The following is a 21,065-nucleotide window of genomic DNA, read 5'->3' on the forward strand; positions in this document are numbered from 1 at the left end:
TACTCAGTGCGTGTTAGTCTCACGGGTTTCGGATGCGCGAACAAGTTGCGTGTCTTATCATCGGGTTGTGGTAATGGGCACATGAGACGCTGAGAAGGTGGATGCCGAAGTGACCGCTGAACTCCTGGAAGCCGCGCACGCCTACAACGAGGCGCCCAAGCGACTGCGCGAGGCGATCATTAAGGCTGCCCAGCAAGGTGAAACCGCGACCGACATCACGAAGATGATCAACTTCACGTACTCCATGGACTACGTCGCGAAGATCGTGCGCGAGGCGCTTGGCCCCCGGCCCCGCGGCCGGCGCAAGACCACGCCCGACTCCTCCGGCTCCCCTGCTTCTGAGTGAGGGGCTCACGCTTTTCCGCCTCCAGCGAGGACTCGGAATGTGTCGCGGAACTGGTCGAGCTGCGCCTTGTACTCGTCTCGCTCCCCGCGGACCTTCGTCAGCTCCTCCTCCAACATGGCGGCCATCAGCTCTGCGTCGTCGGCGCGGGTTTCGGCGTCGGAGACGCGTTTGGCGACGGCCTGGAGCATCGTCAACGGGTCCGCGGCGTCCGCCAGGCCCGCGGCCAGGGCAGGTTCGGGTGTCTTCGGCTTGGGCGTCGCCTTCGCCTTGGCCGCGGTCTTCGTCACAGTCAGTCCTCCGTTGTTCCACTCAGGTCGCACCCACCACACCGGCGGGTTCGCGTTACGCGACTGGCACTTCATATGGCCTGAGCGCTCCAAATACACGGACACGTCTTTGCGGTAGTCGTCCGCCCACTGCGGCATTGCCTCCCGCACCACACGGGCCAGGGCGCCGCGCCACATAACGCCCTGGACCCCGGCATTCGGGTGCGCCTCGTCGCCCTGCTCTGCGGCCAGGCCGCGGATGATGCGCCACAACTCCTGCGCGTCGCCGGCGACGTTCCTCACCGGGGCGGGGATGTCGATGTGGGCGACGTCTCGGATCTTCGGCACCTCGACCTCACTTTCAACTCGGGGGGACAAATGGGCGAGCACCTCAACGGAGCGATCCCGTAGCAGGCGGGCCAGAGGTTCAGCGTCGAACGGGCCGGACACGGCCAGCAGGCCGCCGCGGACCTCCGCCCGCACGCCCTGCTTCGCGGCGAGCCCCAGCAGCTCCTCAACCGGCATCGCCACGTCGTACTCCTCCTCCACACGGGCGGGCGCCACCGCAGCAGCCATCGGCGCCGGCGGCTCCGCGAGGCGCCGTAGATCAGCGCGCAGGTGAGACAGGCTCCGTCCGGCGCCCTGCGTCGGCACTAGGACCCGGCCGCCGGTTTCCGGGTTCGTCAGCTGCCACTTCCGGCCCTGCAACTCGGCGCGCAGCCCGGCTTTCCGGGCGTCGCGGATCAGCTGATTCACTTCTTTCCGGGCGCTGTTCACCACCACGCCTCCTCCTCCAACTCGGCGAGAAGCGCCACTGTGTGCAGGCTTGGCTCGTGTCCGAGTGCTTGGTGAGCGAGCCGGTTCAGCGGCGCCTGGATGGTCTGCTCGGCGATCTGCATGAGGGCTGCACGGAGTTGGCGGTTCTCCGCCGACAGGCGGGCCAGTTCTACGGCAACGGAGTCTGCTTCTCTTCTGCTGACTTCTAGCAGGCTCTCCGCCAGGTCACGGCGGGCCTCGTAACGCAGCCTCCGCAGATACTTGGAGGTCACCCCAAGACGTTCTGCGGCTTGCTCCCACGTGTGGCCCTGCTTGACGATCTCCGCGCCGTTTTCCAGCAGCGCTTCTGCCCGGGAAGACGTCTCTTCCGGCGTCTCGTCAGGAGCGCCGGGCTGGTCGCCTTCCCATTCCTGCGGATCCTCCGCACAGTTCGCCTGGCGGCCACGGCGGCGGAGCGCTCGCAGCTCGCGGTCGCTCACCTTGAGCTGCTTAGCAGCTACGGCCAAGGACAGCTTGCGGCGGTCCATGAGGAGGATGCTCGCCTCGTACAGGCCGGCGTCGCGTTTGCTGAGCTTGTGCGGGGCGGGCGGGGCCGGCGCGGTTCGGCGGGCCTCTCGGCGACGAGCATTGGCGCGCTCTTCCTCGCTCATGCCGCCGTAGAGGCCGTACTTCTCTGGACGGGACAGCGCGTAGTCCAGGCACTCGGCCCGAACAGGGCACTGGGCGCAGATCGCCTTGGCCTTACGCTCGCGGACGTCACGCCCGGGCTGACGCTCACCGTCAGGGCCGAAGAACAGCGCGAGGTCCTCGCCCCAGCACTGCGCGTCATCGTGCCAAGACCACGTCAGCCGGCGACTCGCGCGGGCGCCGCGGTGCACTCCTGCTTTCGCGCTCATCGGCCGCCTCCCTGCTGCTTGCGGGGAGAGCTCGTCAGATGCCAAAAGATGCCGCACTGGTAGGCGCGCATACGCGCATCCGGGTGCAGGGCACGGCCAGCTCGTTTCGCGGCGCTGCGGGTCCCGTAAGACTTCTTGCCGCATGTGGCGCACGTGCCGATCTGCAGGCTGAGAGAGGAGATGTTCCAGCTAGTCACGGCCCACCTCCGCGAGGGCGTCCGGGGCCGTCCGCCCCTGTCCGGCGTCCAGGCCGGCGAGCATCAACACCACCCGGGCGGCAGCGTCGAATGCTGCGGCTGCCGCCCGGGTGGCCTCGTCGTGTACCGCGGGCCGCATCGCACGCAACGTGCGCGCCGCGTCCCGGGCGAAACGCTGCCGGGCGTGGGCCTCATGGGCGGCGTACGCCTCAGCCACCAGGGCAGCGACGCTCACAGCACTCTCAGGGAGCGTCAGGGTGGACTCAGGCATGGGCGACCTCTCCGAACAAGTCGAGCTGCGCCGTGACCACCGTGCGAGGTCGAGGCGAGACAGGGGCGGGTGCGGGCTTCTCCGCGGGGAGGCCGAGGTTGTGGACGTCGGCCAGGGCTGGGTGGACTTGGGCGTACTCCTGCTCTGTGGCCACGCCCGCGAGCAGGGAGTCGCCGACGACAACCCGCGGATGAAACCGCGGGATGGTGTCGAGGCGCAGGACGGGCAGCAGGCCGGACCGGTGCATCAGGTCACCGACCGCGACCACGACCCGGAGTCGGGCGACGGCGGCGGTGAGCGGGTCGATCTCGCAGCCGTCGACACCGGCGAGGATGCGGCGGATCGCCTCAGCAGGCTCCAGCACGGGGCCGCCGGACACGCCTTCCTTCTTCATCTGACGGCAGGCGAGCGCCCCGGTGGTGTACCACTCCCACAGGTAGTCGATGGTGCGGGTCAGCATGTGGCCGGTGCCGCACGTCGGGTCGATCGTGCGCAGCAGCTCGCCGCGGAACTCGCCCGCGGCGGGGACGAGGGTGAGGTCGAGGATGCCGTCCGCGATCCACCACGGCGTCTGAGCGAACGCGAACGTCTTGACCCGCTCGGCGGACAGTGCTTGAAGCAGGTCGCCGGGCAGCCACCCGGAGATCGACGTCGGCCCGTCCTCAACCTGGTAGGCGAGACTCGGAGCGTCGCTGCTCCACCACTCGATGAGGTCCCGGCATGCCTCGTCGGACGGTGTGTGGTCGCGAAGCTGGGAGTAGCGCGGGTCCAACAGGCACTGTGTCGCCGGGTGTGCGGCGAGAGAGTTGATCGCCGCAGACAGCCAGCCGAGCGCGCCGCCGGGCCGATTGAGGACGGCGGAGCGGAGCTTCGGGGTGACGTCTCGCAGCCACGGGTTCACGAGCTGGTGGTCCTCGGCCCACGCCACCAGGACGGAGTAGTACACCCAGGCGACCGCGGCCGGGCGGACCGCTTCGAGGCGACCGTGTTGGCCATGCATCGGTCCGCTGCCGGCCATGGAGGCGGTGACCGCGTCGACATGGCCGCGGAGCGCTTTGATCAGCGGGCGGGTGTGCGAGGCGTTGTCTACCGGATTCACGACGCCACCTCGTCTGGGGTAGCGCGCTCGGCGACTTCCTCGGCTCGCCTCTCTGGGCACGTCCGGGCATGCTCGGCGTCGGAGCCCTCCCACTCCGCGAGGGAGCAGCAGTACGGGCGGGAGGTCATCACGCGGCGGCTCCGGCTCTCGTCTTGGCCTTGCAGCGCCGCGAATGCTCGCGAGCACCCGCGGCGATCAGCACCGACTTTTCGCCCTGCCTGTAGCAGGCGACGGCGCAGCGGGACACCTCGGCGTCGTCCATGAGCGCGACCAGCCGGTCCAGCTCGGCCTTCAGCGCGTCGTCGGGGAGGTCAATGAGGTCGTCGTCCCATGCCTGTGGCGGCAACCAGCTCTTGGTCGCGGCGTGGTTACGGGCACGGGAAGCGGCGATCTTGTCGCGGTGGGTGCCCTCCGGCGGCGCCTGATCCCACAGCTCGTCGTACAGGTCACGTACGGCGCGAGCCGTGCCAACGAGGACCTTGGCGCGACGCAGCATGCTGGAAAAGTTCTGCGGATCGATCCCGAGCCGAACGCCTAGCTTCGACTGGGACCATCCCGTCGCGACCAGCGCTTGAAGACGGCGCCGCGTCCCACTGGCATCGATCGACACCGCAGCCCCGAGCAGGTCGAGTGTGGGTTCGATCGCCAAGATCTTCACGGCGGCCTCGGGGCGGATCCGCTTCGAAGGATCACGCCCCTGACTGGGGACGCCGTACAGGAGCTTAGACATGCTGCCGGAAGAGATCCCGGCGAGAGCGGCCACACGCTTCCAGCCGATGCCGAACTCAGACAGCGTCTTGACGTGGACTCGAACAGGCTCGGCGTCCACATACGGCTCCCACCGACCGTAGGCGATGGCACGCTTACGGTTGCGGACATAGTCGCTCATGGCCGCAGCACACGGGTAGCAGCGGCAGCCGTCCAGCTTGTAGCGGGCGTAGCCGTGTTCGCGGTCGGACATCATGCCGTCTCCTCCTCGCCGAGCGGCTCCAGGGTGATCTCGCATCCGAGGACGCCGAGGTACTGCACAGCGGTGGTGAGCCGTGTCCGCGGGCCTGCTTTCTGTTCCACCTCATGCGCCCAAGAGTTTTGGACGTACAGGCAAGCGGCCACGTCCGCCCGGCTGAGCCCCGCAGCCTCGCGCAGCTGCCCCGCCGTGGGCCAGACGTCGAGGAAGTCACCAATCACCGTGCCGTCGCGCTGGACGACCGCGCGGTAGCCGACGGCACGGGACCAGCCGCAGGTGTGGCCGACGTTCGGGATCGCAGTCCCAGCCACCCAGGCGCTCACCCTGGTCGGCCCGGCTTTCGCGCCGAGACCGAGCTCCGCGGCGATGTGCTGCTGCTGGATTCCGGCCGCTCGCCCCAGTGAGACGAGACGGGACACGAGGGGCATCATCCGGCCAGTCCCGCCTCGATCAGCCAGGCGCCAGCCGCAACGACGGCGGTGACAGTCAATGAGAACGCCCAGCAGGCAGCCGTGAACTGCCATCCCACGTCTCGCACCATGACCGTGACGATCACGATGAACGGGAGGGCGATCAGCGCGATACCAGCGGCGATCATTGCTTTTCCTCCTTCGGGGTGCAGGTGATGGTGGGCTCCAAGCCGTCAACCTCTGCGTGGAGCGCGGCGGCGAGGGCTTCGGTGAGCGGGTCGTCCGGGGAGAGGCGGGCAGCCAGGAAGCCGCCCGCCAGCACCAGGGCGCCGAAGGTCCAGGCGCTCAACGAGGTCTCCACCCGTTGAGTCGGTGGTCGACGACCAGCCCGCCCACCGACTCGTCGTCGAGGTCGGGGTTGTAGTCGGGGTCTGTGAGGAGTTCCAGCGTCGGCCGAGCCGGGACCAGGCGGTCTCGTCGGCGGCGGGCGAGGCGGATCTCGTCGGCCAGCATCGCTCCGGCGAAGGCGACGACGACGGCGCCGATGAGCGCCAAGGGGATGCCGGGGATGAGGAGCCACAAGGGGACGTTCATCGACGCCCCCAGCGGGCCAGGATGAGATGCCACACGCCGGCCGCAGCCGCGAGCACGAGGCTCGCGACGGCGACGTAGACGAACGGTGAGAAGTCCAGGCTGGCGGGCTGCATCAGGCGCAGCACCAGCACACCGAGGCCCGCGGTGATCCCGCCAGCCAAACCGACCACGAAGGGACGGAGCCTCACCTCTCCCCCTCCCCTGCGGCTGCGTGCTCGGTCAGCCATGCGGCGGCTTCGGCGAGGTCGTCGTCAGTGATGCCGAGCCCGTCATCCACGTGGATGATCAAGAAGTCGCCGACGCCTTCGTGGTCACGCAGGTATGCCTCGTCGCGGTCGGTGAGGTAGTCGTCCAACCAGACGAACGGGCGACCCTTCACCCAGGCGGCGACGTGCGGTGTTTTGTGGCGGACCGGGTCGTGCAGGTGGAGGTGCTGGTTGTCGCGCTCCACCTCGATGACCGGCAGCCCGGGCAGGCCGATCTTCGGGCTGATCTCCCGGTTGGCGTCGTGTTCCCACGTGGTCGCCCACACGAGTTCCGCGCCGGTCTCAGCGGCCACCGCGAGGAGTTTCGGCCCGTGCTCGGGGTTGAGGATCATGTTGTAGGAGCGTCCGCCGGCCGAGCACTTCGTGCGGATCCACTCGGGTCCGGGCTTGCGGAACGGGTTCAAAACTCCATCCACGTCGATCAGGATCAGCGGGCGGATGGCGTCCAGTTCGGACGCGGGCAGGGGCTCAGACATCGGTCGTCTCCGTCGTGGCGGGGGTGTCGAGTGCCTCAGCGAGGACGTCAGCGGGCACAAGGCGCTCGTAGTAGGAGCGGTAGAGCGCGGTATCGACGTGGCGGACCAGAGCGACCAAGGCGCAGCGGTAGGTGTCGCGCTCGGTCTCGGCGTCGCGGAGTCGGGTGAGGACGTTGTCCTGGTACTGCACGGCGCCGTCGAGGGCGTCCACCGCGACGCGGTACTGGACGCCGTCGTTGAGGAGGTGCGGCCAGTGCTCGTTCAGCCTCTCGCCAACGGCGCGGATCAGGTCCGGGTCGTGGTCGCCAGGGTTGATCGGCTCAGCCACGGGTGTCCGCCTCTCCGGTGTCGGACAGGGAGGCAGCGAGGTCGAGCGGCGCCCACATGGAGGTGATGGTCTTCGCCCGATCGGCCAGCCACGCGCGGACAGCGGGCTCGTCCTCGTCCGTGATCTGGATGGTCGCGCTGCACAAGATGGCTTTGCGCTGGAGCACGAAGAACAGCTCAAGCTCGTCCGGGGAGTCGCTGCGCAAGTCCGGGTCAGGGTGGCGGCGCCAGGAGTGCCAGTCCCAGCGGAACACCAGGTTCTGGTCGTGGTCGCCGCTGTAGAACAGCGTCTCGGTGAACTCCGTCCACGACTCGAACCTGTTCGCCAGGCCGACCTTGTAGAAGTTGCCCTCGGAGCAGTAGTACGGGTGGTCGATCTCCCACAGGTGCGTCACCTGCTCGGGCGTCTCGGTGCTCATCGGGTCTCCGCCTCTCCGGTGGACGTGGGGCGCTTCACGTTGAACCGGATGAGCGGCCTGTCCTTGTCGTCGTGGATCGTCATCTCGTGCCCGGACGGGTCGTCCGTCCAGGCGACGCTGCTCGCCTTACGCACCTCGTGGATTGCGTTGTGCAGGTCCCAGCGGACGCGCATTCCAGCGCCCATGCCGTGTCCGGCGACCATGCCGTGAATGAGCGTCCGCCCCCAGTCGGGGGACAAGTCGTCGGTCACCTTGTGGGCGGCGGCGGTGATGGCAGCGACCGCTTCGTCTGCGGTGATGCGGATCAGGGTGTCGCCGGTGTCGCTCTGGGCGGCCTCAAGGTCGAAGTCCAGGTTGAGGATCTGCTCGCGAAGGGCGGCGATGTGGGCGGGCCACATCTCGGGGGCGGCGAAGCCCAGCTTGTTGATCGCGTTGTCGAACCGCTCGTTGATGCGGCGCTCGAACGTGGCGCGGTCGAACACGATCGGGGTCTGCTCGCCCTCGACGACGACCGCGCGGAAGTGGACGGCGTTGTCCTCGTCCTCGTCGCCGTCCTCGTCGGTGGGGGTCACCTTGATCTCGACCACGTTGCCCTTGGCGGTCAGGGACGGCCAGCCGTTCAGTCCCTCGCGGAAGGAGTTGTCAGCCGAGGTGAGGAAGTCGGCGACGCCCTGCGGGGTGGGCGGAGTAAGAGGGCTGCTCATCGGTTCTCCTGCGGGTACGGGTTACGTGCAAGGGCGGGGATAGGGATGGGGGCGGTGTCGTCCGAGACAGCCGCCGACGCGGCCACCCGGGCGGGGTGGTGGCGTCCTTTGGGGGCGGGCAGGATCACCGAGGCGAGGGCAGCGAGGAACGCCTCCAGGCGGGTCACCGGAGAGGTCCGGGGGTGTCGCCGAGGTCGGCCACCTGATTGGGGTCGTTCGTGCAGGACGCGCCGAAGCCGTGCTTGGCGCCCTTCGGCGCGTTCTCCGGATGCACCGGTTCGCGCCAGGCGGGCTCTCCGCAGTTGATGCAGTAGCCATCGGCGGGCCGCTCGGCGTGCGGCGAAAAGGCGCCGCCGAACGCCGCCGCGTGCTCCTGAGGATCGCCCTGCGGAGAAGCCGCCAGCGTCTGGTGGAATCCGGTCGGCGCCATGTCCGCCCATGCCGCCGCGTGCGCCGCAGCCTCCAACGGCGACATGCCCGGCGTCCCCGCCACGAGACGGTCCTGGAGAGGAGGGAGCTGCTCCCCCAACGCTGCCAACGCGATGGCGAACCCGTCCGCTGAGGTCTGCTCCAGTCCGGCGTAGTGGTCTTGCTTCTGCTTCTCCTGGATGAGCGCGTCGATCTTCTGGCGCAGCTCCTCCAACTCCTGCGCCTTGACTCCGATCTCCATGCCGAGCCTTTCGGCCTGCTCCCGGCGTCCGCGAGCGGCCTCGGTATGGCGGTGCCACGCGGTCTGGTTGTGCTGCACGACGGTGCGGCGGGCCTCGTCGGTCGGCCACTCCACGGGGGCCTGGTCGTTGCGGGACTGCATTCGGATCTCCGTTGTTCGGGGGGTGGTTGGATTGGGGGGCGGTCCCGGATCTCCTCGCCTCAATCGGGGAGATCCGGGACCGTGCGAGGTTCAGAAGTCTTTGATCACACGGACGGCAGCCGGAGCAGGCTCCCTCTCACCGCCGACGCGGATGGTGATGGGGGCGACGGTGTACTCGGTGGTCACCTCGACGCCGCCCTCGACGGCGTACAGCTCTTCCGGACCGCCGGGCACGGTCGGGTCCTGCTCGTGCCAGAAGAGCTCGACGTCGCCCTCGTACTCCTCGCGCTCTGTCTTCTCGACGAGCTCACACGCCTCCTCGCGGCTGTCTCGCATCGCGAGCGGAGCGCAGTAGGCCGACACCAGCCACCGGGTGACCTCGGTAGCGCCGGGCGGGATGGTGATGGAGAGCGTCTCCCGCTCAACACCGGTGTTCTCAGACATGGAGGTGGTCTCCGTTCAGGAGGAAGGGGGAAGTGGGAAGGTGTCGAGGATGTGGCGGGCGACGGCCATGGCGTCGGCGCTCACTGGATGCTCCCGGCAAGAAGGTCGCGCAGCGATTCGAGATCCACGCCCAGCATGTCCAGCAGATCCCGGAATTCGGCGGCGTCCGTCGCCCACTCCGCGATGCGCAGTACGGCCTCGGCCTGCTCATGGCGAGCGAGAACCTGGCCCCGCTCATCCAGGTAGGGGATGTAGGTGAGGGCGGGTTCGCGTGCGGTGTCGCCGTGGATCACACCCCACGGGGAGGTGGGCTCGGCGGAGGTGAGCAGGACGCCGCCGCAACAAGAGCGGCGGAGAGGACCAGGGCTTTCACGGAGATCTCTCCAAGGAGGTAGGTGGGTGGGTGGGTGGTGTTGGCCCTGCACCCCCGAGAGCGCAGGGCCACCATGGGGTCAGAGGATGGGGAGCTGTAGATCTTTGGACAGCCGATGCATGATCAGCGGCAGGTAGTCGGCTTCCTGCTCCACCCCGATGGCGTGGAAGCCTTCAGCGAGTGCGGCTTCCAACGTGGTGCCGGAGCCGGCGAACGGGTCGAGCACGACCCCGGCGGGCGGAGCGATGAGGCGGCACATCCAGCGCATGAGGTTGAGGGACTTCGTGGTGGGATGTGCGACGCCGCCGACCTTCGGCCGCTCGCTGGCGGGGGCTTTGGCCTGGTAGCGAAACGTCGGGTAGAAGCGGGACGCGCCGCCCTCGTCTCGGTGTTTAGTGAAAGGGACGCGGGCTTTGATCTCGCTGTAGGTGTCGGTGAAGCGGGTGCTCGGCTCGTTGCCTGAGACGTCCCCACCGGAACGCCGTACCCCGCTCTGCCTGTCGAGTTCGCCGACCGGGCAGTCCGCCTCACACACCTGCCCCTCGGCACAACCCGCCGAATGAGACAGAACCAGGTTCGTCGGCCAGCGCCCCTCATCGTGCGACTCGAATACGGCGGGCGTTGGCTGCCATCCGTCATCGTTCATCACGCCGAGCGCGGTGTTGCGCGTCGTACGGACCTTTTCTCCAGCGGTCCGGCAGGCGTCGATGTTGAGTGCGCCTGTGCCGTACGTCAGCACCGTGTTGGCCACGGTCCCCACGAGGGGCTTCCGAATCAGCCACCAATGCTCTTGGCCTGGCTTGAGCGCTGTCCCCCACCCTTCCCACTGTTTCGACGTTTCCGTCGCCGCCGCGGTGAGAGCGCGGTCTTCGCTGTCGCCGATGTAGGCGACAGCACCACGTCCCGTACCGATCCCGGTGGTCCGCTCGCCGATGACCTCCCGGGCCGCCCACGCATCGCCGGGCTGCCCCTTGCGCCCGTTCAGCCGCCACACATCGACGTCCATGTCGTCGCCGAACTTGAGTAAGCCTTTGAGCTTGAGCCACTGCTCCCAGTTGGGTACGGCGGGGCTTTCCTTTACAGTGGACCAGCGCCATGCCATGCCATTGGTACCGAACGCAGCATCGATTTCAGCGATGGTCACACCGGACGACAAGCGGGCCTGACGAACGAACGCGGTGACGCCGACGATCACGTCGCGGTCGTTGCGCTGCCGGTCGATCGCCTTGCCCACGTCCAGAGACTTGGGAAACCCCGACCCGTAGATGTGGACAATGCAGTCGCGGATCTCGAACCCAGCGTCTTCCAACGCGGTCGCGGTCCAGTGCGAGGTGCGGGGCAATGCCCATACGAGGGCGTGGCCTCCCGGCTTGAGGACCCGGTACGCCTGCTCCATGACGTCGGTGAGCCACGCGATCCACTGGCGTCGACCGCCCTTGTTCGCGTCCCAGGTACGGCCCATGAACGCGATCCCTGCGGGCGGGTCGGTCACCATGGCGTCGACCGACGCGTCGGCCAGCAAAGGGAGGATCTTCTCGCTCTTGCCGTGATACACGGTCACCGCGGCGTCCTCGTAGTAGGGCTTCACGCGGGCACGTCCAGGTCCGACGGAGACCCATACCTCGGGTCCGCCTGCGTAGCGGCGTAGCATCCGCGGCAGGTGCCGCAGACGATCCCGTCGCGCCGGTTCAAGCAGCGGGTACCCGCGTCGACCACACACGGGTGAGCAGCCGGCAAGGTGGCCTTACACCACGGGCAGAACACGACCTCGATCACTGGCACCACCAGCGACGGATTCACCCGCTGCACTGACGCGCACCGGATGCACGCCGCGGTGTCGCACTCGAAGTGGTGAAGCTTCACCACCCGGCAGTCAGGGCAGAACAGCAGGTCCTGGAACTCGACCGCGTCCGCCGGCGGATCGTTGCTGAGCCCGCCATCCGCGGTGAGCCACACCTTGGAGGTGCCGAACTCGCCCACCACATGCACGGGGACGAACCGGGGGTCGATCTCCGGCCACTCCGAGATGACGTAGCCGAGCGTCTGCCCCTCCGAAGCACGCGACTCCATCCGCAGATGACACCCGCCGGGCGAGGTCGCCGACCCGCACAAGGTCACGAGGTTCTGCGGCTGGTCAATCCACGACAGGCGGCTTCCCCCGCGTTTCCGAGCACGGCGGTGCTGCAGCGAATACTGGCGGCCGATGATCGACCTGCCGCACGCAGCACAGGCGTGGCCGTCGCGCTCCAGCACGGCCTGGCGAACCTTGTCAGAGACACTCACCGGCCGCCGCCGCTGGAGTTGTACAGCTCCTTGGCCGCGTTGTTCAGCGACTGAGCGATGGAGACCTGCTTGCCGACGGTGTGCAGGTAGTCCTCAGCGTTCTTCCGCTGGACCTGGGACGACTCGTACGTCCAGTGGCAGGGGATGCGCGCGTTGATCCACAGGTCACGCTCGTCGACCGTCACGTGACCTTCGCCGCGGCCGACCTGGGGGCACTCCGCCGAGAACATCAGTGCCGTTCTGGCCTCGGTGTGCTCCTTCTTGAGCTTCAACTCCGCATACCGCAGGCGTCGAAGCGAGATCTGCGCACGAGCCAGTTCGTTGCGGACCTGCTTCAGGTACCGCTCCGCCTCGGGCGGGGTGAGGACAGCGTCCTCGTCGAGGAAGTGGAGGTCAGGCTCCACGGGCATCTCGGTCATGAGGCACCGCCTGCGGCCCACTGGTCCTCAACCGCACGCCCACGCTCAGCGGTCTTCGGGGTGGACATGACGTCCTTCACAAGCCGGTTGTGGTCGCTCTTCTCCGGGCCTGTCATCGTGCCGACCGCGGCGAGCTGCTCGTCGGTCACCTGACGGCGGGCGATCGTGCCGTCCTGATTCCGCGGCAACCCATCGGCCGGCGCGTTCAACGCCTGCTGCTTCTGCCTCACGAGGTCCAGCAGCCGGTTCGCCGCGTCGGCGTTGAGCCGCTCGGCGCGCATGGCGTCCATGACGTCCTGGCGGAACCGGGGAACGTTGTCCAGGTCGGCTTCGGCAAGGCGCTTTTCGAACTCGGCGACCCACTCGGTGTCCACGACGATCCGGGCCTGCGCCGCCTGGTGCTTCGGCGCCGCGCGCTGCCCGGGATCAGCGACAGGGTTCTCCGCGGCGGGGTTGTCGCGGTCGCCTTTCTGCCACTGGGCCAGCGCCACACCGAACCGCTGCGCGGCGTTCCTCAGAGCGTCACCGATGAGGATCTTGACCGCGTCGTGCTGGCCTGAGGGCACCGAGCCGTAGCCGGGCCGGGTGACGCCGCACACGGTGAGGCGGATCCACATGCCGACCGGGGCGCCGAACTGGTCGGTGTCGAGCGAGGGCAGCCCGGTCTCGTCGAGGGCGAACGGCTCCCATGACCAGAACGGGTCCACGTCCAGCAGGCGCTCGGTGACGTCTGCGTGGCCGACGTAGTCGATGTGGATGTGCTTGTTGAAGGTGTAGGCGTTGCAGATCTGGCACCGCTCCTTGCGGTGCCCCTTCTCCGTGCAGGCCCTCCGCGGGCTTGAGCAGTCCGGGCAGGTGACGCGCGGGAGCTTGCCGATCTGCTCGTCTGGGAACGGCTCCCTCAGCTTGAGCAGCGCTTCCCGCTGCTCAACCTCGACCATGGTCACTGCTGGTCGTCTCCTTGATCGTCGTAGTCGTGGCGGTCGTCGGCCCACTCGATGAGCCGCTCGTAGCGCTCAACCGGGTCCGTGACCGGGTCCGGGAGTGAGACGATGGGCGGCCACTCGCGGGCGAGGTAGGCGCTCATGGCGTCTTCGTCGTGGTTCATGCAGCCCCCTGGTGGAGGCGGCGAACGAGCCGGTTACGGCCGGTCGCGATGACCTTGGCGTGGCCGTGGGCTGCGACGTCCTGCCAGCGGACGTGCATCCTGTTGCGTCCGCTCGGGGTGACGTCGAGCACCCGGACGGGACCGCCGTCGTGCCATGCCGGGCAGGACACGATGTCCCCCGCGGTGAGGCGGCCAGTGGTGGCCGCCTCCCGGAGGAACGCCTCAACGTCCTCGCGGGTGAAGCGGCGATGCCCGCCCTCGGTCAGTGCCGACGCGGTGATCAGTCCGAGGGTCTGCCAGCGCGCCACCCGGCGCGGAGTGACCTCCAGCAGGGCGGCAACCCCGCCGGAACGCAGATGCGTCACACCCTGCGGCCAGGAGACCGCGGCGGGAAGGACAGCGGGGGCGCCCACTACTGCTCACCGCCCTGCACAGCGGCGGCCCGCTTCCGGCGGTAAGCGATCAGACGGCAGTTGATTCCCCACCACGTGCGGTGGTGCGGGCTGTCGCCGATCTCGTCCCACTCGGCGTCGAGCAGGTCGAAGAAGTCATCATCGCCGCAGCATCCGCCGTGGGTTTCGCCGACGTAGACGAACAGGTCGCCCTTGTGGGAGGCGAGGGCATGCGCGGCCCACGGGCCGCCGCACGACGGCCAGGACATGAACAGCGCCCGGTCGGGGTGCCTCCCGGCGGCAGAGGCGTCGTCTCGCAGCAGTGGATGGTAGGGCTCGATGACGCCGACGAATTTGTTGTCCGCCGCCTCGTTCGGCTCGTAGGCGATGACATCCGCCCCGGCCTGGGAGAGCTGCCACGCCCAGTACCCGGACCCCGCGCCGACCTCGACCACGCCACGCCCGGCGAGGACATCCGTGATCCACGTGATGTCGCCAGGGCTGGGGATCGACCACGAGTAGGTGGAGACCACGTCGTTGCGGCTGATCCCGAGATCCCGCTCGTACCCGTACGGGGTGACGCCCTGCCAGTGCCGCTCGTCCGTCGAGGGCATCTGGCGGATCACCTCCCAGTACGGGTTCGCGATCCCGTCCGGGACGAGCTGGTCATGCACGGTGCCCGCGATCCGGAACATGGGCTGTCCGAGCCGCATCTCGGTGGCGCCGCGCCTCCAGTAGGAAGCGCAGGCGTCCAGAGCCCGCTCTGTGAACAGGCGTGCCACGTCGGGCACCTGCGTCATCACCTCAGACATGGGTGCCCTCGACGCGGACACCGACGGCGGTCCACCGGGTGGCGCTGTAGTAGGTGAGTGCCTCGTAGCGCACGTAGACGACGGACGCGGCGCTCAGCGCTTTCGCCGCCGCGTGCCAGGCGTCCCGGTCCAGGCGGTGACGCCCGTTCCGGACCCCGGTGAGGGACCCGTACCAGCCGACGTTCCACCCCCACCCGATCGCGGAGTTGTCGCCGGGAACCACCACGTAGTACGGGATGTCGGGAAAGCCGGGCGTGTACTCGCGGGTCCTGTCCGGGTGGTGCACGCGGGCCAGCGACCCCGGCGGCAGATGGAGCACAGCCACCTCAACCGCCGACGGGCGGGCCTCCACGACGAGGCTGGACACGGTCAGGGCGCTCACGCGACCACCCGCGCCTCAGCCTCATCGAGCAGCTTGCGCCCCTCGTTCCACGCGGCGCGGGCATCGGCGTCCCACATCCCGTTGGCGGCGGTGATCACCGCCTGCTCCGAGGTCAGCTCAGGCTGCCGGCGAGCGAGCACAGCGGCGGCCATGATGACGCGGTCATGCGGCACGTCACCTAGGTAGACGAGCACCTGAGCGACCGCAGCCAAGACACGGTCAGCGGGTTGCGGGGCGGCTTCGGTCCTCATGCCTGCTCCTCGTTGGTCTGCTCGGCGCGGTATTCGGCCTCGGTGGCGTCGCGCACGGTCGGGATGGCCGGTAGCGGGAGGGTGCGGACCCGCCGCAGCCAGGAGCAGATCGTGGCGACGACGGACGGGTCCTGGTTGGCGAGCCAGCCCAGGAGCTCGTCATCCCAGTCACCGACCTCCATGCCGCCCATCTCGCGCAGCAGGGCGGTGCGGCACGCGGCGGTCAGGGACTCGCCGGGGGCGGTGCGGATCGCGTCCCACGGCTCGGTCTCGATCGGCCCCTCGGGGATGCGGATCTCAGGCATCAGCCACCGCCAGGGCCTGCTCGGCGTCGAGCTCGGCGCCGTCCGCCTCCGTGAGCGTGACCCACACCCGGATCCGCGCGCCGAGGTACTCGGCGTCCACGCCAAGGCGCCCGGCGTGGTCAGGGGTCGGGTTGCGGTAGCGGTGCACCTCGGGGGTGGCGTCGAGGACCTCCGCGTAGCGGGTGATGGCGGCCCGCCGCTCGCTGAGCGGCGGCTGGTGGTCGGTCTGCCCGCTGAGCAAGCCCGTGTAGAGGCAGAGGGTCCAGGTCGCGCCCGGCAGGTCCTGGCCCAGCAGGTCGAGCAGGGCGTGGGCCGCGATTTGCTGGCCGGTCAGCGTCGGGTTGGCGGTCATGCCGTCACCGCCGGGGCCTGCTCGGCGGCGGCGCGCATCTGCGCAACCATCTCGACGCGGCTGTAGACGGTGCTCCAGCGGTCCAGCGCCTTGGGGTCCTCACCCAGCTCCCGCCGGTGAGCGGACAGGGCGTCCAGGGCGTCGCATGCCAGGTGGTAGGCGGCGGACCGGTCGCCGGGCAGCACTCGGTCAGCGGCCTCGATGACCACGCGGGTGATGTCCACCGACGTCACCCGGGGCGCCTGATAGGTCGTCTCCAGCAGGTCGGCGGCGGCGGTGAGGACCTGGCGGGCGGCCAGCATCGTGACGGCCTCCAGGGCGGGAGCGCTCACGACTGGCCCCCGTCCTGGGACTCGGCCAGCAGCGCCGTCAGCGGGGCGATGGCCACCTCGGGCCGCACATCGTTGCCGTCGACCACGCCCCACAGCTCCGTGATGGGCAGGTCGCCGTCGTCGGTCGCCGGGTACCAGAGCCACTGGTCCGGCTCGCTGCCGAGCGACGCCGCTCCCAGGCGCTCGGCGACCGCGACCGCGCGGCCCTCGTAGGACACCGGCAGGATCGGCTGCCAGCTGGTGACGTCGCCGTACACCGGGCGCCCGTCGGGCGTCGTCTGGATCTGCTCGCGGTGGCCCAGCAGCACGACCCAGGCCAGAGGCAGGGTCGAGCCGTCGGGCACGAGCAGGTCGAGCATGGCCAGCGGCAGGCGCACGGTGATCGGGGAGTCGCTCATGCCCGGCCTCCGCCCTGTGCGGCGAGCGACGCGAGACGGTCGAGCTCCTCGACGGCCTGCGCCGCCTCTCGGAACCCGTCCCGAGCCTGCGCCAGCAGCCCCGCCGCGTCCGACGCCTCGAACACCGCCTGCCCCTCCAGCGGCAACACCCCGTCCGGGGAGGCCAGCAGACCGCAAACCGGTGTCTCTTCGGTGATGCCGTAGGTGATCGTGTTGGCCGTGGAGGCGATCGCCTCGACCGCCTCCGCGAAGAGGCTGAACACGAGGCGCCGCTCCTCCGCGGCGATGGGCAGCGTCGTGAGCCGCTTCGCGAACGCGGCCAACTCCTCGGCGGTCATCACGGCGACCGACGGGGCAACCGCCGGCGCGTGGGCGATACTGGTGGTCATGACTTCCTGCTCCTCTTCTGAGGGTCTTTGAGCGGGTGGTCAGCGGGTCTGGTCGGTCGCACGGCCAGGCCCGCACTTAGTTGGGGGCGGGGGTAAGGCCCGCCCGGCGGGCCTTACGCCGCTCCGCCTCACTGCGGCGCACGATCGCCACCCCTTCACGGCGGAGGACGTTCTCCAGCGACTGGCCCCGCTCCTTCTTCTGCACGCGGCGAGACTGACGCGGGGTAAGCGCGTTTCGACCGGTCTGGGTCAGGTAGCGGGTCATGCGCTGCTCCATGTCGAGCATGTGAATCTCCAGTTCAGGGGGTAGGGGTGGGCTCGCGGTCGGCCTCACGGTCCAGCGCGGCCAGCTCACCGGCGCGGGCGAACACCCCGATGGAGCAGTAGGCGCCACCGATGGCCTGCATCTCGCACGGGCTCAGCGCGGCGTTCACGATGCCCTCCTCTCTGGGACGCCGCCCGGCTGGATGAAGCCCTTTTCCAACAGGTAGGGGCGGACCAGAGCGGCGATGGTGGCGAGCACAGAGGGGTCTTCAACCACGGGGGGAAGCCCCTGCTCGGCACGGGTTCGGCGGACCCACTCGGCGACCCATTCGCGGTCGACTTCGTAGGCCATCAGGTGACGCTCACTTCGGCGGTGGCGGAGTTTTCGGTCTGGGCGTCACGGTCGATGGCGGACATGCTGATGGAGAGGACCCTGCAGAGGCGGGCGGCCTTGACGACGGGGAGCGCCTTGTTTTCCAGTTCCCAGTTCCGTAGGGCTGGCGCGGTGACCTCGGCCCGTTTGGCCAGGTCAGCGACGCTCAGACCCCGCGCCTCGCGGAAGGCTCGTAGTGCGGGTCCGTTCTGGCGGACCGTGGAGGTCGGCGGCATGTTGGAAACATTAGGAACCAGTAGGAGCGACGTCAACCCCTATAAGGGAATCAACCAGAACCAATAGGAATCAAATTCCTGTCCGCACCAGGAGCCCCAACCGCTTCACGTGACGCACTGAACAGGGACGCCACGTTCCGACAAGAAACGTTGACGTTTCCTAGTGCTTCCTTCAAGCTCCTCTTGGAGCACACTGAGTCCACCGGCCACCCACACAGGGAGCGTGACGTGAGTACCACCGAAGCCGCCTGGCATCGCCTGGGCGACCTCCTGGTCACCCGCCGCGTACAACTAGACCCCCGCTACGCCAACCGGCGGCTCTTCGCCGCCGATACACACTCAGGCAAGGAGGGCAGTTGGTACCGGATGATCACCAGCGTTGAGAACGGCGGACGAGACAACTACTCCCGTGAGACCAAAGCCGCCCTAGAAAGGGCCTACCAGCTCCGTCCAGGGTCTTTCGATCACAGTCTCCGCAGCGGAGAGCTGGAGGTGCTACGTGAGCCGGCCATGACAGCTCCTGCGGCCACTGGAGAAGGCCACTCTCCGTCCGACTTTCGTAAGGCGCTGGAAGATCTACGTACCTACGCGACCGAGGAAGGCAAGACCGTAGGCGAGGTACTTATTGACTACGGCCTTGATGTTGCAGACCTCGTTGTGCCGGATGCGCTACCACCAGACCCGATCCTCGCGGAGATCGACGCCTCGGATATCTCAGAAGAGACCAAGGCCACGCTGCGCGGGCTGCACCTTGAGAACCGGGCGAAGCGGTTCGAGGAAGCCCGTTTGGCACGAAAAAAGCTGAACGATGAGTAAACCGTTCAGCTTTTCGCGCGTCTGTCGCTAGCTTGGGCGACCTTCGGTCTGGACTGGGTTCGCACCGAACCCGTTCATGCTGCGGGTTGCCGCCACATCAAGCCTGGCGATCAAGTCGCTGCGCACTCCCAGGGCGAAGAAGCGATCGATGGTGAGGACCTGCTTGGCGATCGTTTCGGCGTGCGTTTTTGTAATCTGTTTCACACACTGAGAGTGGTACATCATTATGGCCCACCCGGAAACCGTCAGGGCGATGCCCAAAATGGCGTCGAATGCCTTAGGGGATGTGATGTCCAGGAGAGAAACCTCAGCCCCGACCGCAGCCCACATCGTCAAGGACAGGCACGTCAGGGCGAGTGCCATACCTGTTGGATAACTCTTCAAAAATCCTGCCTTCCAGCCGCGTTCCCCACGTGCGACCAAATCGCGATTCGTTCCGAGGCGAGACGCGATAACCCCTCACACCCTAGGCGAGGTCACCGACAGATGGAACAGCCCAATTCCCCATATAGCGGCTGGTCGACTCTCATCCCACCTGCCCGTTCATAAAAAATCACCGACAGTAATTGAAAATACAAACTTCCCCGCCGGGATGACCCGTTTTCCCCAAAGGCCGGAAGGCGAGGTAGCATGCCCCTAACTATCCCGACAGCGCCCAGACCCCCACTAGAGCCGCCACAGAGGATTAAGCCTCGACGGGTCGAAGATCTTGCTCCCCCGCAGGATCGCCGAGCGCACGAAAACCCGCTCCAGGACCAGTGCGATCACCGCGCGCCGCCGCGACGCCTCCAACTCCTCATCGAGCAAGAACGCCTCCATGCCCGCCGGATCGTCGGGCAACCCGTCCAAAACCCTCGTCACATCCGCCCTGCCCAGCAGCGACCGTGCGGCCTCCATGCGGGCCTGAAGCGGTTTACGGGCGGCCATCCACTCCATTCGGGAGATCTCCCCCGCCCCATGGTCGGCGGCCAGTGCCACCAGCTCCTGCTCACACTCCGCGATCTCCGCGAATACTTCCGTCTCGTCTGGCCCCGACTGGTCATCCCGCAGAGCGCTACGAAACCCCGGCGTCGTCAAGATCTGCGCTGCGCCCGCCGCGATCACCACGTCCACGTACTCGGTGCGTACAGCCATCCGCCCGCAGCCAGGCCGGCCTGGCTGCCCATCGCACAAGTACATGCGTTTGCCGCCAGACTTACTGCGGCCCGTCATGCGGTTCTTGCACAAGTCGCAGTAGATGAGCCCTGTCAGCAGATACCGGCCGGTGGCTCCCGGGGAAAGCCTGCGCGCCGGATCGCTCAGGAGCGCGCGAAGCCGCGTGGAGTCAGCGAGGCTGATGATCGCAGGCCACTGCCCCACCCCGGTGATCTCCCCCAGGCGCACACGGCGCGTCTCGTGGCGGGAACGAGGCCGGTGTTCTCTCATGCCGGCGATCCTGGCTGAGGCCAGAACCCGGGCCAGCGTCCCGGTGCTCCACTCTCCAGCAAAGGCTGTCGGGACGCCGCGTTGGCCGAAATCGCGGGCGATCGCGGCAGCGGTCTCGTCCTCAGCGAGGCGGCGTTGAATCTCCTGCGCTATGTCGCCTTGGCCGACTTCCGCCAAGGAACGCACCTGTGCGGCCGTCCAGATGCCCGCAGAGCTCGTAGGGATGCCCCGCCGGTTCAAGTCCCTACACACGCCCGCCAACGCCTCTCCGGCCAGTACGCGCCGCGCGCATTCCCTAATGATCTCCGCCTCCTCGGGGATGATCTCCTCCCGAACAAGTCGGTGCGGCGGCTCCGGCCGGTCATAGATGCGGCGATACCCGTACGGGCGATATCCGCCCCCCGTCGACTTCCCTTCCTTGGCCAGCACCAGATGCTTCGTCTTGAGCCGGTCGGCTTTGTGCTCGGACTCGAAGCGGGCCACAGCGCCGAGTTGCCGGGCCACCATCCGCCCCGACGGGGTCGACAGGTCCAGCGGCCCGGCCTTCACCGTGTGGGTGACAATCCCGCGGGGGTCGCAGATGCTGATGTACTCCTCCAACTCGGTGGGTGAGCGGTGGAGACGGTCAGTGTGCCAGGCCAGGACCGCGGCGGCTTTGCCGTCCTGGAGGTCGGCGAGGAGTCTGCGGTATTCCGGTCGGGGTTTGCCGCTGTAGGCGGACAGGTCGTTGTCGACGTAGACCTCGATGACGTCCCAGCCGAGTCGGGCGGCGAGTTTACGGCAGTCGCTGGTCTGGCTTTTGACGCCGAGACCTGCGCCTTCGCGGTCATCTGAGATACGGACGTAGATCACACAGGAGGGGTGTTGAGGTGCTGGGGTCATGTC

40 protein-coding genes are annotated in these 21,065 nt (G+C 68.1%); 2 read left to right on the top strand and 38 right to left on the bottom strand.

Features of this window, described 5'->3' with window-relative positions; genetic code table 11:
- Positions 1-97 precede the first annotated feature (97 nt).
- Positions 98-346: a hypothetical protein gene (locus OIE13_RS22595; protein ID WP_326828711.1), complete on the top strand. Its 249-nt coding sequence runs from the start codon at positions 98-100 to the stop codon at positions 344-346.
- 5 nt (positions 347-351) lie between these two features.
- Here the strand turns inward: OIE13_RS22595 and OIE13_RS22600 are convergent, their stop codons facing one another.
- The 36 genes from OIE13_RS22600 to OIE13_RS22775 all read right to left on the bottom strand — a co-directional run bounded on the left by OIE13_RS22600 (position 352) and on the right by OIE13_RS22775 (position 17,939).
- Positions 352-1,389 (bottom strand): hypothetical protein, encoded by a 1,038-nt coding sequence (locus OIE13_RS22600; RefSeq protein WP_326828712.1) that lies wholly within the window; start codon positions 1,387-1,389, stop codon positions 352-354.
- Positions 1,386-2,285, bottom strand: coding sequence for a WhiB family transcriptional regulator (locus tag OIE13_RS22605; protein WP_326828713.1), 900 nt, complete (start codon positions 2,283-2,285; stop codon positions 1,386-1,388). Before OIE13_RS22605 ends, OIE13_RS22600 begins: the two co-directional genes overlap by 4 nt.
- Before the next feature lie 189 nt (positions 2,286-2,474).
- On the bottom strand, positions 2,475-2,753 hold the full coding sequence (locus OIE13_RS22610) for a hypothetical protein (protein WP_326828714.1): 279 nt from the start codon (positions 2,751-2,753) through the stop codon (positions 2,475-2,477).
- The gene (locus OIE13_RS22615) at positions 2,746-3,852 is read right to left on the bottom strand and encodes a hypothetical protein (RefSeq protein ID WP_326828715.1); all 1,107 of its coding nucleotides are present in this window, start codon (positions 3,850-3,852) and stop codon (positions 2,746-2,748) included. Before OIE13_RS22615 ends, OIE13_RS22610 begins: the two co-directional genes overlap by 8 nt.
- Before the next feature lie 127 nt (positions 3,853-3,979).
- A complete protein-coding gene (locus OIE13_RS22620; protein ID WP_326828716.1) occupies positions 3,980-4,816 on the bottom strand; it encodes a hypothetical protein in 837 nt (278 codons plus the stop codon).
- Positions 4,813-5,238, bottom strand: a complete 426-nt coding sequence (locus OIE13_RS22625; protein WP_326828717.1) for a hypothetical protein — start codon at positions 5,236-5,238, stop codon at positions 4,813-4,815. Before OIE13_RS22625 ends, OIE13_RS22620 begins: the two co-directional genes overlap by 4 nt.
- Before the next feature lie 8 nt (positions 5,239-5,246).
- Positions 5,247-5,417 carry a hypothetical protein gene (locus OIE13_RS22630; protein WP_326828718.1) on the bottom strand — a complete coding sequence of 57 codons (171 nt, stop codon included), beginning with the start codon at positions 5,415-5,417 and terminating at the stop codon, positions 5,247-5,249.
- Positions 5,414-5,578, bottom strand: a complete 165-nt coding sequence (locus OIE13_RS22635; protein WP_326828719.1) for a hypothetical protein — start codon at positions 5,576-5,578, stop codon at positions 5,414-5,416. The genes OIE13_RS22630 and OIE13_RS22635 overlap by 4 nt, the downstream gene beginning before the upstream one ends.
- A complete protein-coding gene (locus OIE13_RS22640; RefSeq protein ID WP_326646608.1) occupies positions 5,575-5,823 on the bottom strand; it encodes a hypothetical protein in 249 nt (82 codons plus the stop codon). Before OIE13_RS22640 ends, OIE13_RS22635 begins: the two co-directional genes overlap by 4 nt.
- A complete protein-coding gene (locus OIE13_RS22645; RefSeq protein WP_326646607.1) occupies positions 5,820-6,011 on the bottom strand; it encodes a hypothetical protein in 192 nt (63 codons plus the stop codon). Before OIE13_RS22645 ends, OIE13_RS22640 begins: the two co-directional genes overlap by 4 nt.
- The gene (locus OIE13_RS22650; protein ID WP_326646606.1) at positions 6,008-6,565 is read right to left on the bottom strand and encodes an HAD domain-containing protein; all 558 of its coding nucleotides are present in this window, start codon (positions 6,563-6,565) and stop codon (positions 6,008-6,010) included. Before OIE13_RS22650 ends, OIE13_RS22645 begins: the two co-directional genes overlap by 4 nt.
- Complete coding sequence (locus tag OIE13_RS22655; protein WP_326828720.1) at positions 6,558-6,893, bottom strand: hypothetical protein; 336 nt, start codon at positions 6,891-6,893, stop codon at positions 6,558-6,560. The genes OIE13_RS22650 and OIE13_RS22655 overlap by 8 nt, the downstream gene beginning before the upstream one ends.
- Positions 6,886-7,311 carry a hypothetical protein gene (locus OIE13_RS22660; protein WP_326643015.1) on the bottom strand — a complete coding sequence of 142 codons (426 nt, stop codon included), beginning with the start codon at positions 7,309-7,311 and terminating at the stop codon, positions 6,886-6,888. The genes OIE13_RS22655 and OIE13_RS22660 overlap by 8 nt, the downstream gene beginning before the upstream one ends.
- The gene (locus tag OIE13_RS22665) at positions 7,308-8,015 is read right to left on the bottom strand and encodes a hypothetical protein (protein WP_326828721.1); all 708 of its coding nucleotides are present in this window, start codon (positions 8,013-8,015) and stop codon (positions 7,308-7,310) included. The genes OIE13_RS22660 and OIE13_RS22665 overlap by 4 nt, the downstream gene beginning before the upstream one ends.
- Complete coding sequence (locus OIE13_RS22670; protein WP_326828722.1) at positions 8,012-8,182, bottom strand: hypothetical protein; 171 nt, start codon at positions 8,180-8,182, stop codon at positions 8,012-8,014. The genes OIE13_RS22665 and OIE13_RS22670 overlap by 4 nt, the downstream gene beginning before the upstream one ends.
- A complete protein-coding gene (locus OIE13_RS22675; protein ID WP_326828723.1) occupies positions 8,179-8,826 on the bottom strand; it encodes a hypothetical protein in 648 nt (215 codons plus the stop codon). The genes OIE13_RS22670 and OIE13_RS22675 overlap by 4 nt, the downstream gene beginning before the upstream one ends.
- A 90-nt stretch (positions 8,827-8,916) precedes the next feature.
- Positions 8,917-9,270 carry a hypothetical protein gene (locus OIE13_RS22680; RefSeq protein ID WP_326828724.1) on the bottom strand — a complete coding sequence of 118 codons (354 nt, stop codon included), beginning with the start codon at positions 9,268-9,270 and terminating at the stop codon, positions 8,917-8,919.
- A gap of 80 nt (positions 9,271-9,350) precedes the next feature.
- Positions 9,351-9,563, bottom strand: coding sequence for a hypothetical protein (locus tag OIE13_RS22685; protein ID WP_326828725.1), 213 nt, complete (start codon positions 9,561-9,563; stop codon positions 9,351-9,353).
- A 159-nt stretch (positions 9,564-9,722) separates the two neighbouring features.
- Positions 9,723-11,231 (bottom strand): DNA methyltransferase, encoded by a 1,509-nt coding sequence (locus OIE13_RS22690; RefSeq protein WP_326828726.1) that lies wholly within the window; start codon positions 11,229-11,231, stop codon positions 9,723-9,725.
- Positions 11,228-11,926, bottom strand: coding sequence for an HNH endonuclease (locus OIE13_RS22695; protein WP_326828727.1), 699 nt, complete (start codon positions 11,924-11,926; stop codon positions 11,228-11,230). The genes OIE13_RS22690 and OIE13_RS22695 overlap by 4 nt, the downstream gene beginning before the upstream one ends.
- Positions 11,923-12,345 carry a hypothetical protein gene (locus OIE13_RS22700; protein WP_326828728.1) on the bottom strand — a complete coding sequence of 141 codons (423 nt, stop codon included), beginning with the start codon at positions 12,343-12,345 and terminating at the stop codon, positions 11,923-11,925. Before OIE13_RS22700 ends, OIE13_RS22695 begins: the two co-directional genes overlap by 4 nt.
- Entirely contained in the window at positions 12,342-13,292 is a 951-nt protein-coding gene (locus OIE13_RS22705) for a hypothetical protein (protein WP_326828729.1), read from the bottom strand. The genes OIE13_RS22700 and OIE13_RS22705 overlap by 4 nt, the downstream gene beginning before the upstream one ends.
- Positions 13,289-13,453 carry a hypothetical protein gene (locus OIE13_RS22710; protein ID WP_326828730.1) on the bottom strand — a complete coding sequence of 55 codons (165 nt, stop codon included), beginning with the start codon at positions 13,451-13,453 and terminating at the stop codon, positions 13,289-13,291. Before OIE13_RS22710 ends, OIE13_RS22705 begins: the two co-directional genes overlap by 4 nt.
- A complete protein-coding gene (locus tag OIE13_RS22715) occupies positions 13,450-13,866 on the bottom strand; it encodes a MerR family transcriptional regulator (RefSeq protein WP_326828731.1) in 417 nt (138 codons plus the stop codon). Before OIE13_RS22715 ends, OIE13_RS22710 begins: the two co-directional genes overlap by 4 nt.
- A complete protein-coding gene (locus tag OIE13_RS22720; protein WP_326828732.1) occupies positions 13,866-14,657 on the bottom strand; it encodes a hypothetical protein in 792 nt (263 codons plus the stop codon). The genes OIE13_RS22715 and OIE13_RS22720 overlap by 1 nt, the downstream gene beginning before the upstream one ends.
- Complete coding sequence (locus OIE13_RS22725) at positions 14,650-15,039, bottom strand: hypothetical protein (protein ID WP_326828733.1); 390 nt, start codon at positions 15,037-15,039, stop codon at positions 14,650-14,652. Before OIE13_RS22725 ends, OIE13_RS22720 begins: the two co-directional genes overlap by 8 nt.
- The gene (locus tag OIE13_RS22730) at positions 15,036-15,290 is read right to left on the bottom strand and encodes a hypothetical protein (protein WP_326646582.1); all 255 of its coding nucleotides are present in this window, start codon (positions 15,288-15,290) and stop codon (positions 15,036-15,038) included. The genes OIE13_RS22725 and OIE13_RS22730 overlap by 4 nt, the downstream gene beginning before the upstream one ends.
- Positions 15,287-15,595 carry a hypothetical protein gene (locus OIE13_RS22735; RefSeq protein WP_326646581.1) on the bottom strand — a complete coding sequence of 103 codons (309 nt, stop codon included), beginning with the start codon at positions 15,593-15,595 and terminating at the stop codon, positions 15,287-15,289. The genes OIE13_RS22730 and OIE13_RS22735 overlap by 4 nt, the downstream gene beginning before the upstream one ends.
- A complete protein-coding gene (locus tag OIE13_RS22740) occupies positions 15,588-15,947 on the bottom strand; it encodes a hypothetical protein (RefSeq protein ID WP_326828734.1) in 360 nt (119 codons plus the stop codon). Before OIE13_RS22740 ends, OIE13_RS22735 begins: the two co-directional genes overlap by 8 nt.
- Complete coding sequence (locus tag OIE13_RS22745; protein ID WP_326828735.1) at positions 15,944-16,279, bottom strand: hypothetical protein; 336 nt, start codon at positions 16,277-16,279, stop codon at positions 15,944-15,946. The genes OIE13_RS22740 and OIE13_RS22745 overlap by 4 nt, the downstream gene beginning before the upstream one ends.
- Entirely contained in the window at positions 16,276-16,677 is a 402-nt protein-coding gene (locus tag OIE13_RS22750; protein ID WP_326828736.1) for a hypothetical protein, read from the bottom strand. The genes OIE13_RS22745 and OIE13_RS22750 overlap by 4 nt, the downstream gene beginning before the upstream one ends.
- Positions 16,674-17,066: a hypothetical protein gene (locus tag OIE13_RS22755; RefSeq protein ID WP_326828737.1), complete on the bottom strand. Its 393-nt coding sequence runs from the start codon at positions 17,064-17,066 to the stop codon at positions 16,674-16,676. The genes OIE13_RS22750 and OIE13_RS22755 overlap by 4 nt, the downstream gene beginning before the upstream one ends.
- 76 nt (positions 17,067-17,142) lie before the next feature.
- Positions 17,143-17,352 carry a hypothetical protein gene (locus tag OIE13_RS22760; RefSeq protein ID WP_326828738.1) on the bottom strand — a complete coding sequence of 70 codons (210 nt, stop codon included), beginning with the start codon at positions 17,350-17,352 and terminating at the stop codon, positions 17,143-17,145.
- Positions 17,353-17,365: 13 nt separating this feature from the next.
- Complete coding sequence (locus OIE13_RS22765; protein ID WP_326828739.1) at positions 17,366-17,500, bottom strand: hypothetical protein; 135 nt, start codon at positions 17,498-17,500, stop codon at positions 17,366-17,368.
- A complete protein-coding gene (locus OIE13_RS22770) occupies positions 17,497-17,682 on the bottom strand; it encodes a hypothetical protein (RefSeq protein WP_326828740.1) in 186 nt (61 codons plus the stop codon). Before OIE13_RS22770 ends, OIE13_RS22765 begins: the two co-directional genes overlap by 4 nt.
- Positions 17,682-17,939: a helix-turn-helix domain-containing protein gene (locus OIE13_RS22775; protein ID WP_326828741.1), complete on the bottom strand. Its 258-nt coding sequence runs from the start codon at positions 17,937-17,939 to the stop codon at positions 17,682-17,684. Before OIE13_RS22775 ends, OIE13_RS22770 begins: the two co-directional genes overlap by 1 nt.
- Positions 17,940-18,167: 228 nt before the next feature.
- On the opposite strand from OIE13_RS22775, the gene OIE13_RS22780 reads away from it, so the two are divergent.
- Complete coding sequence (locus tag OIE13_RS22780) at positions 18,168-18,755, top strand: hypothetical protein (RefSeq protein WP_326828742.1); 588 nt, start codon at positions 18,168-18,170, stop codon at positions 18,753-18,755.
- Positions 18,756-18,782: 27 nt separating this feature from the next.
- Here the strand turns inward: OIE13_RS22780 and OIE13_RS22785 are convergent, their stop codons facing one another.
- The gene (locus OIE13_RS22785) at positions 18,783-19,118 is read right to left on the bottom strand and encodes a hypothetical protein (RefSeq protein WP_326828743.1); all 336 of its coding nucleotides are present in this window, start codon (positions 19,116-19,118) and stop codon (positions 18,783-18,785) included.
- Positions 19,119-19,421: 303 nt separating this feature from the next.
- Entirely contained in the window at positions 19,422-21,062 is a 1,641-nt protein-coding gene (locus OIE13_RS22790; protein WP_326828744.1) for a recombinase family protein, read from the bottom strand.
- Positions 21,063-21,065 lie beyond the last annotated feature (3 nt).

It is taken from the genome of Streptosporangium sp. NBC_01810 (genome assembly GCF_035917355.1).
Lineage (GTDB): Bacteria > Actinomycetota > Actinomycetes > Streptosporangiales > Streptosporangiaceae > Streptosporangium.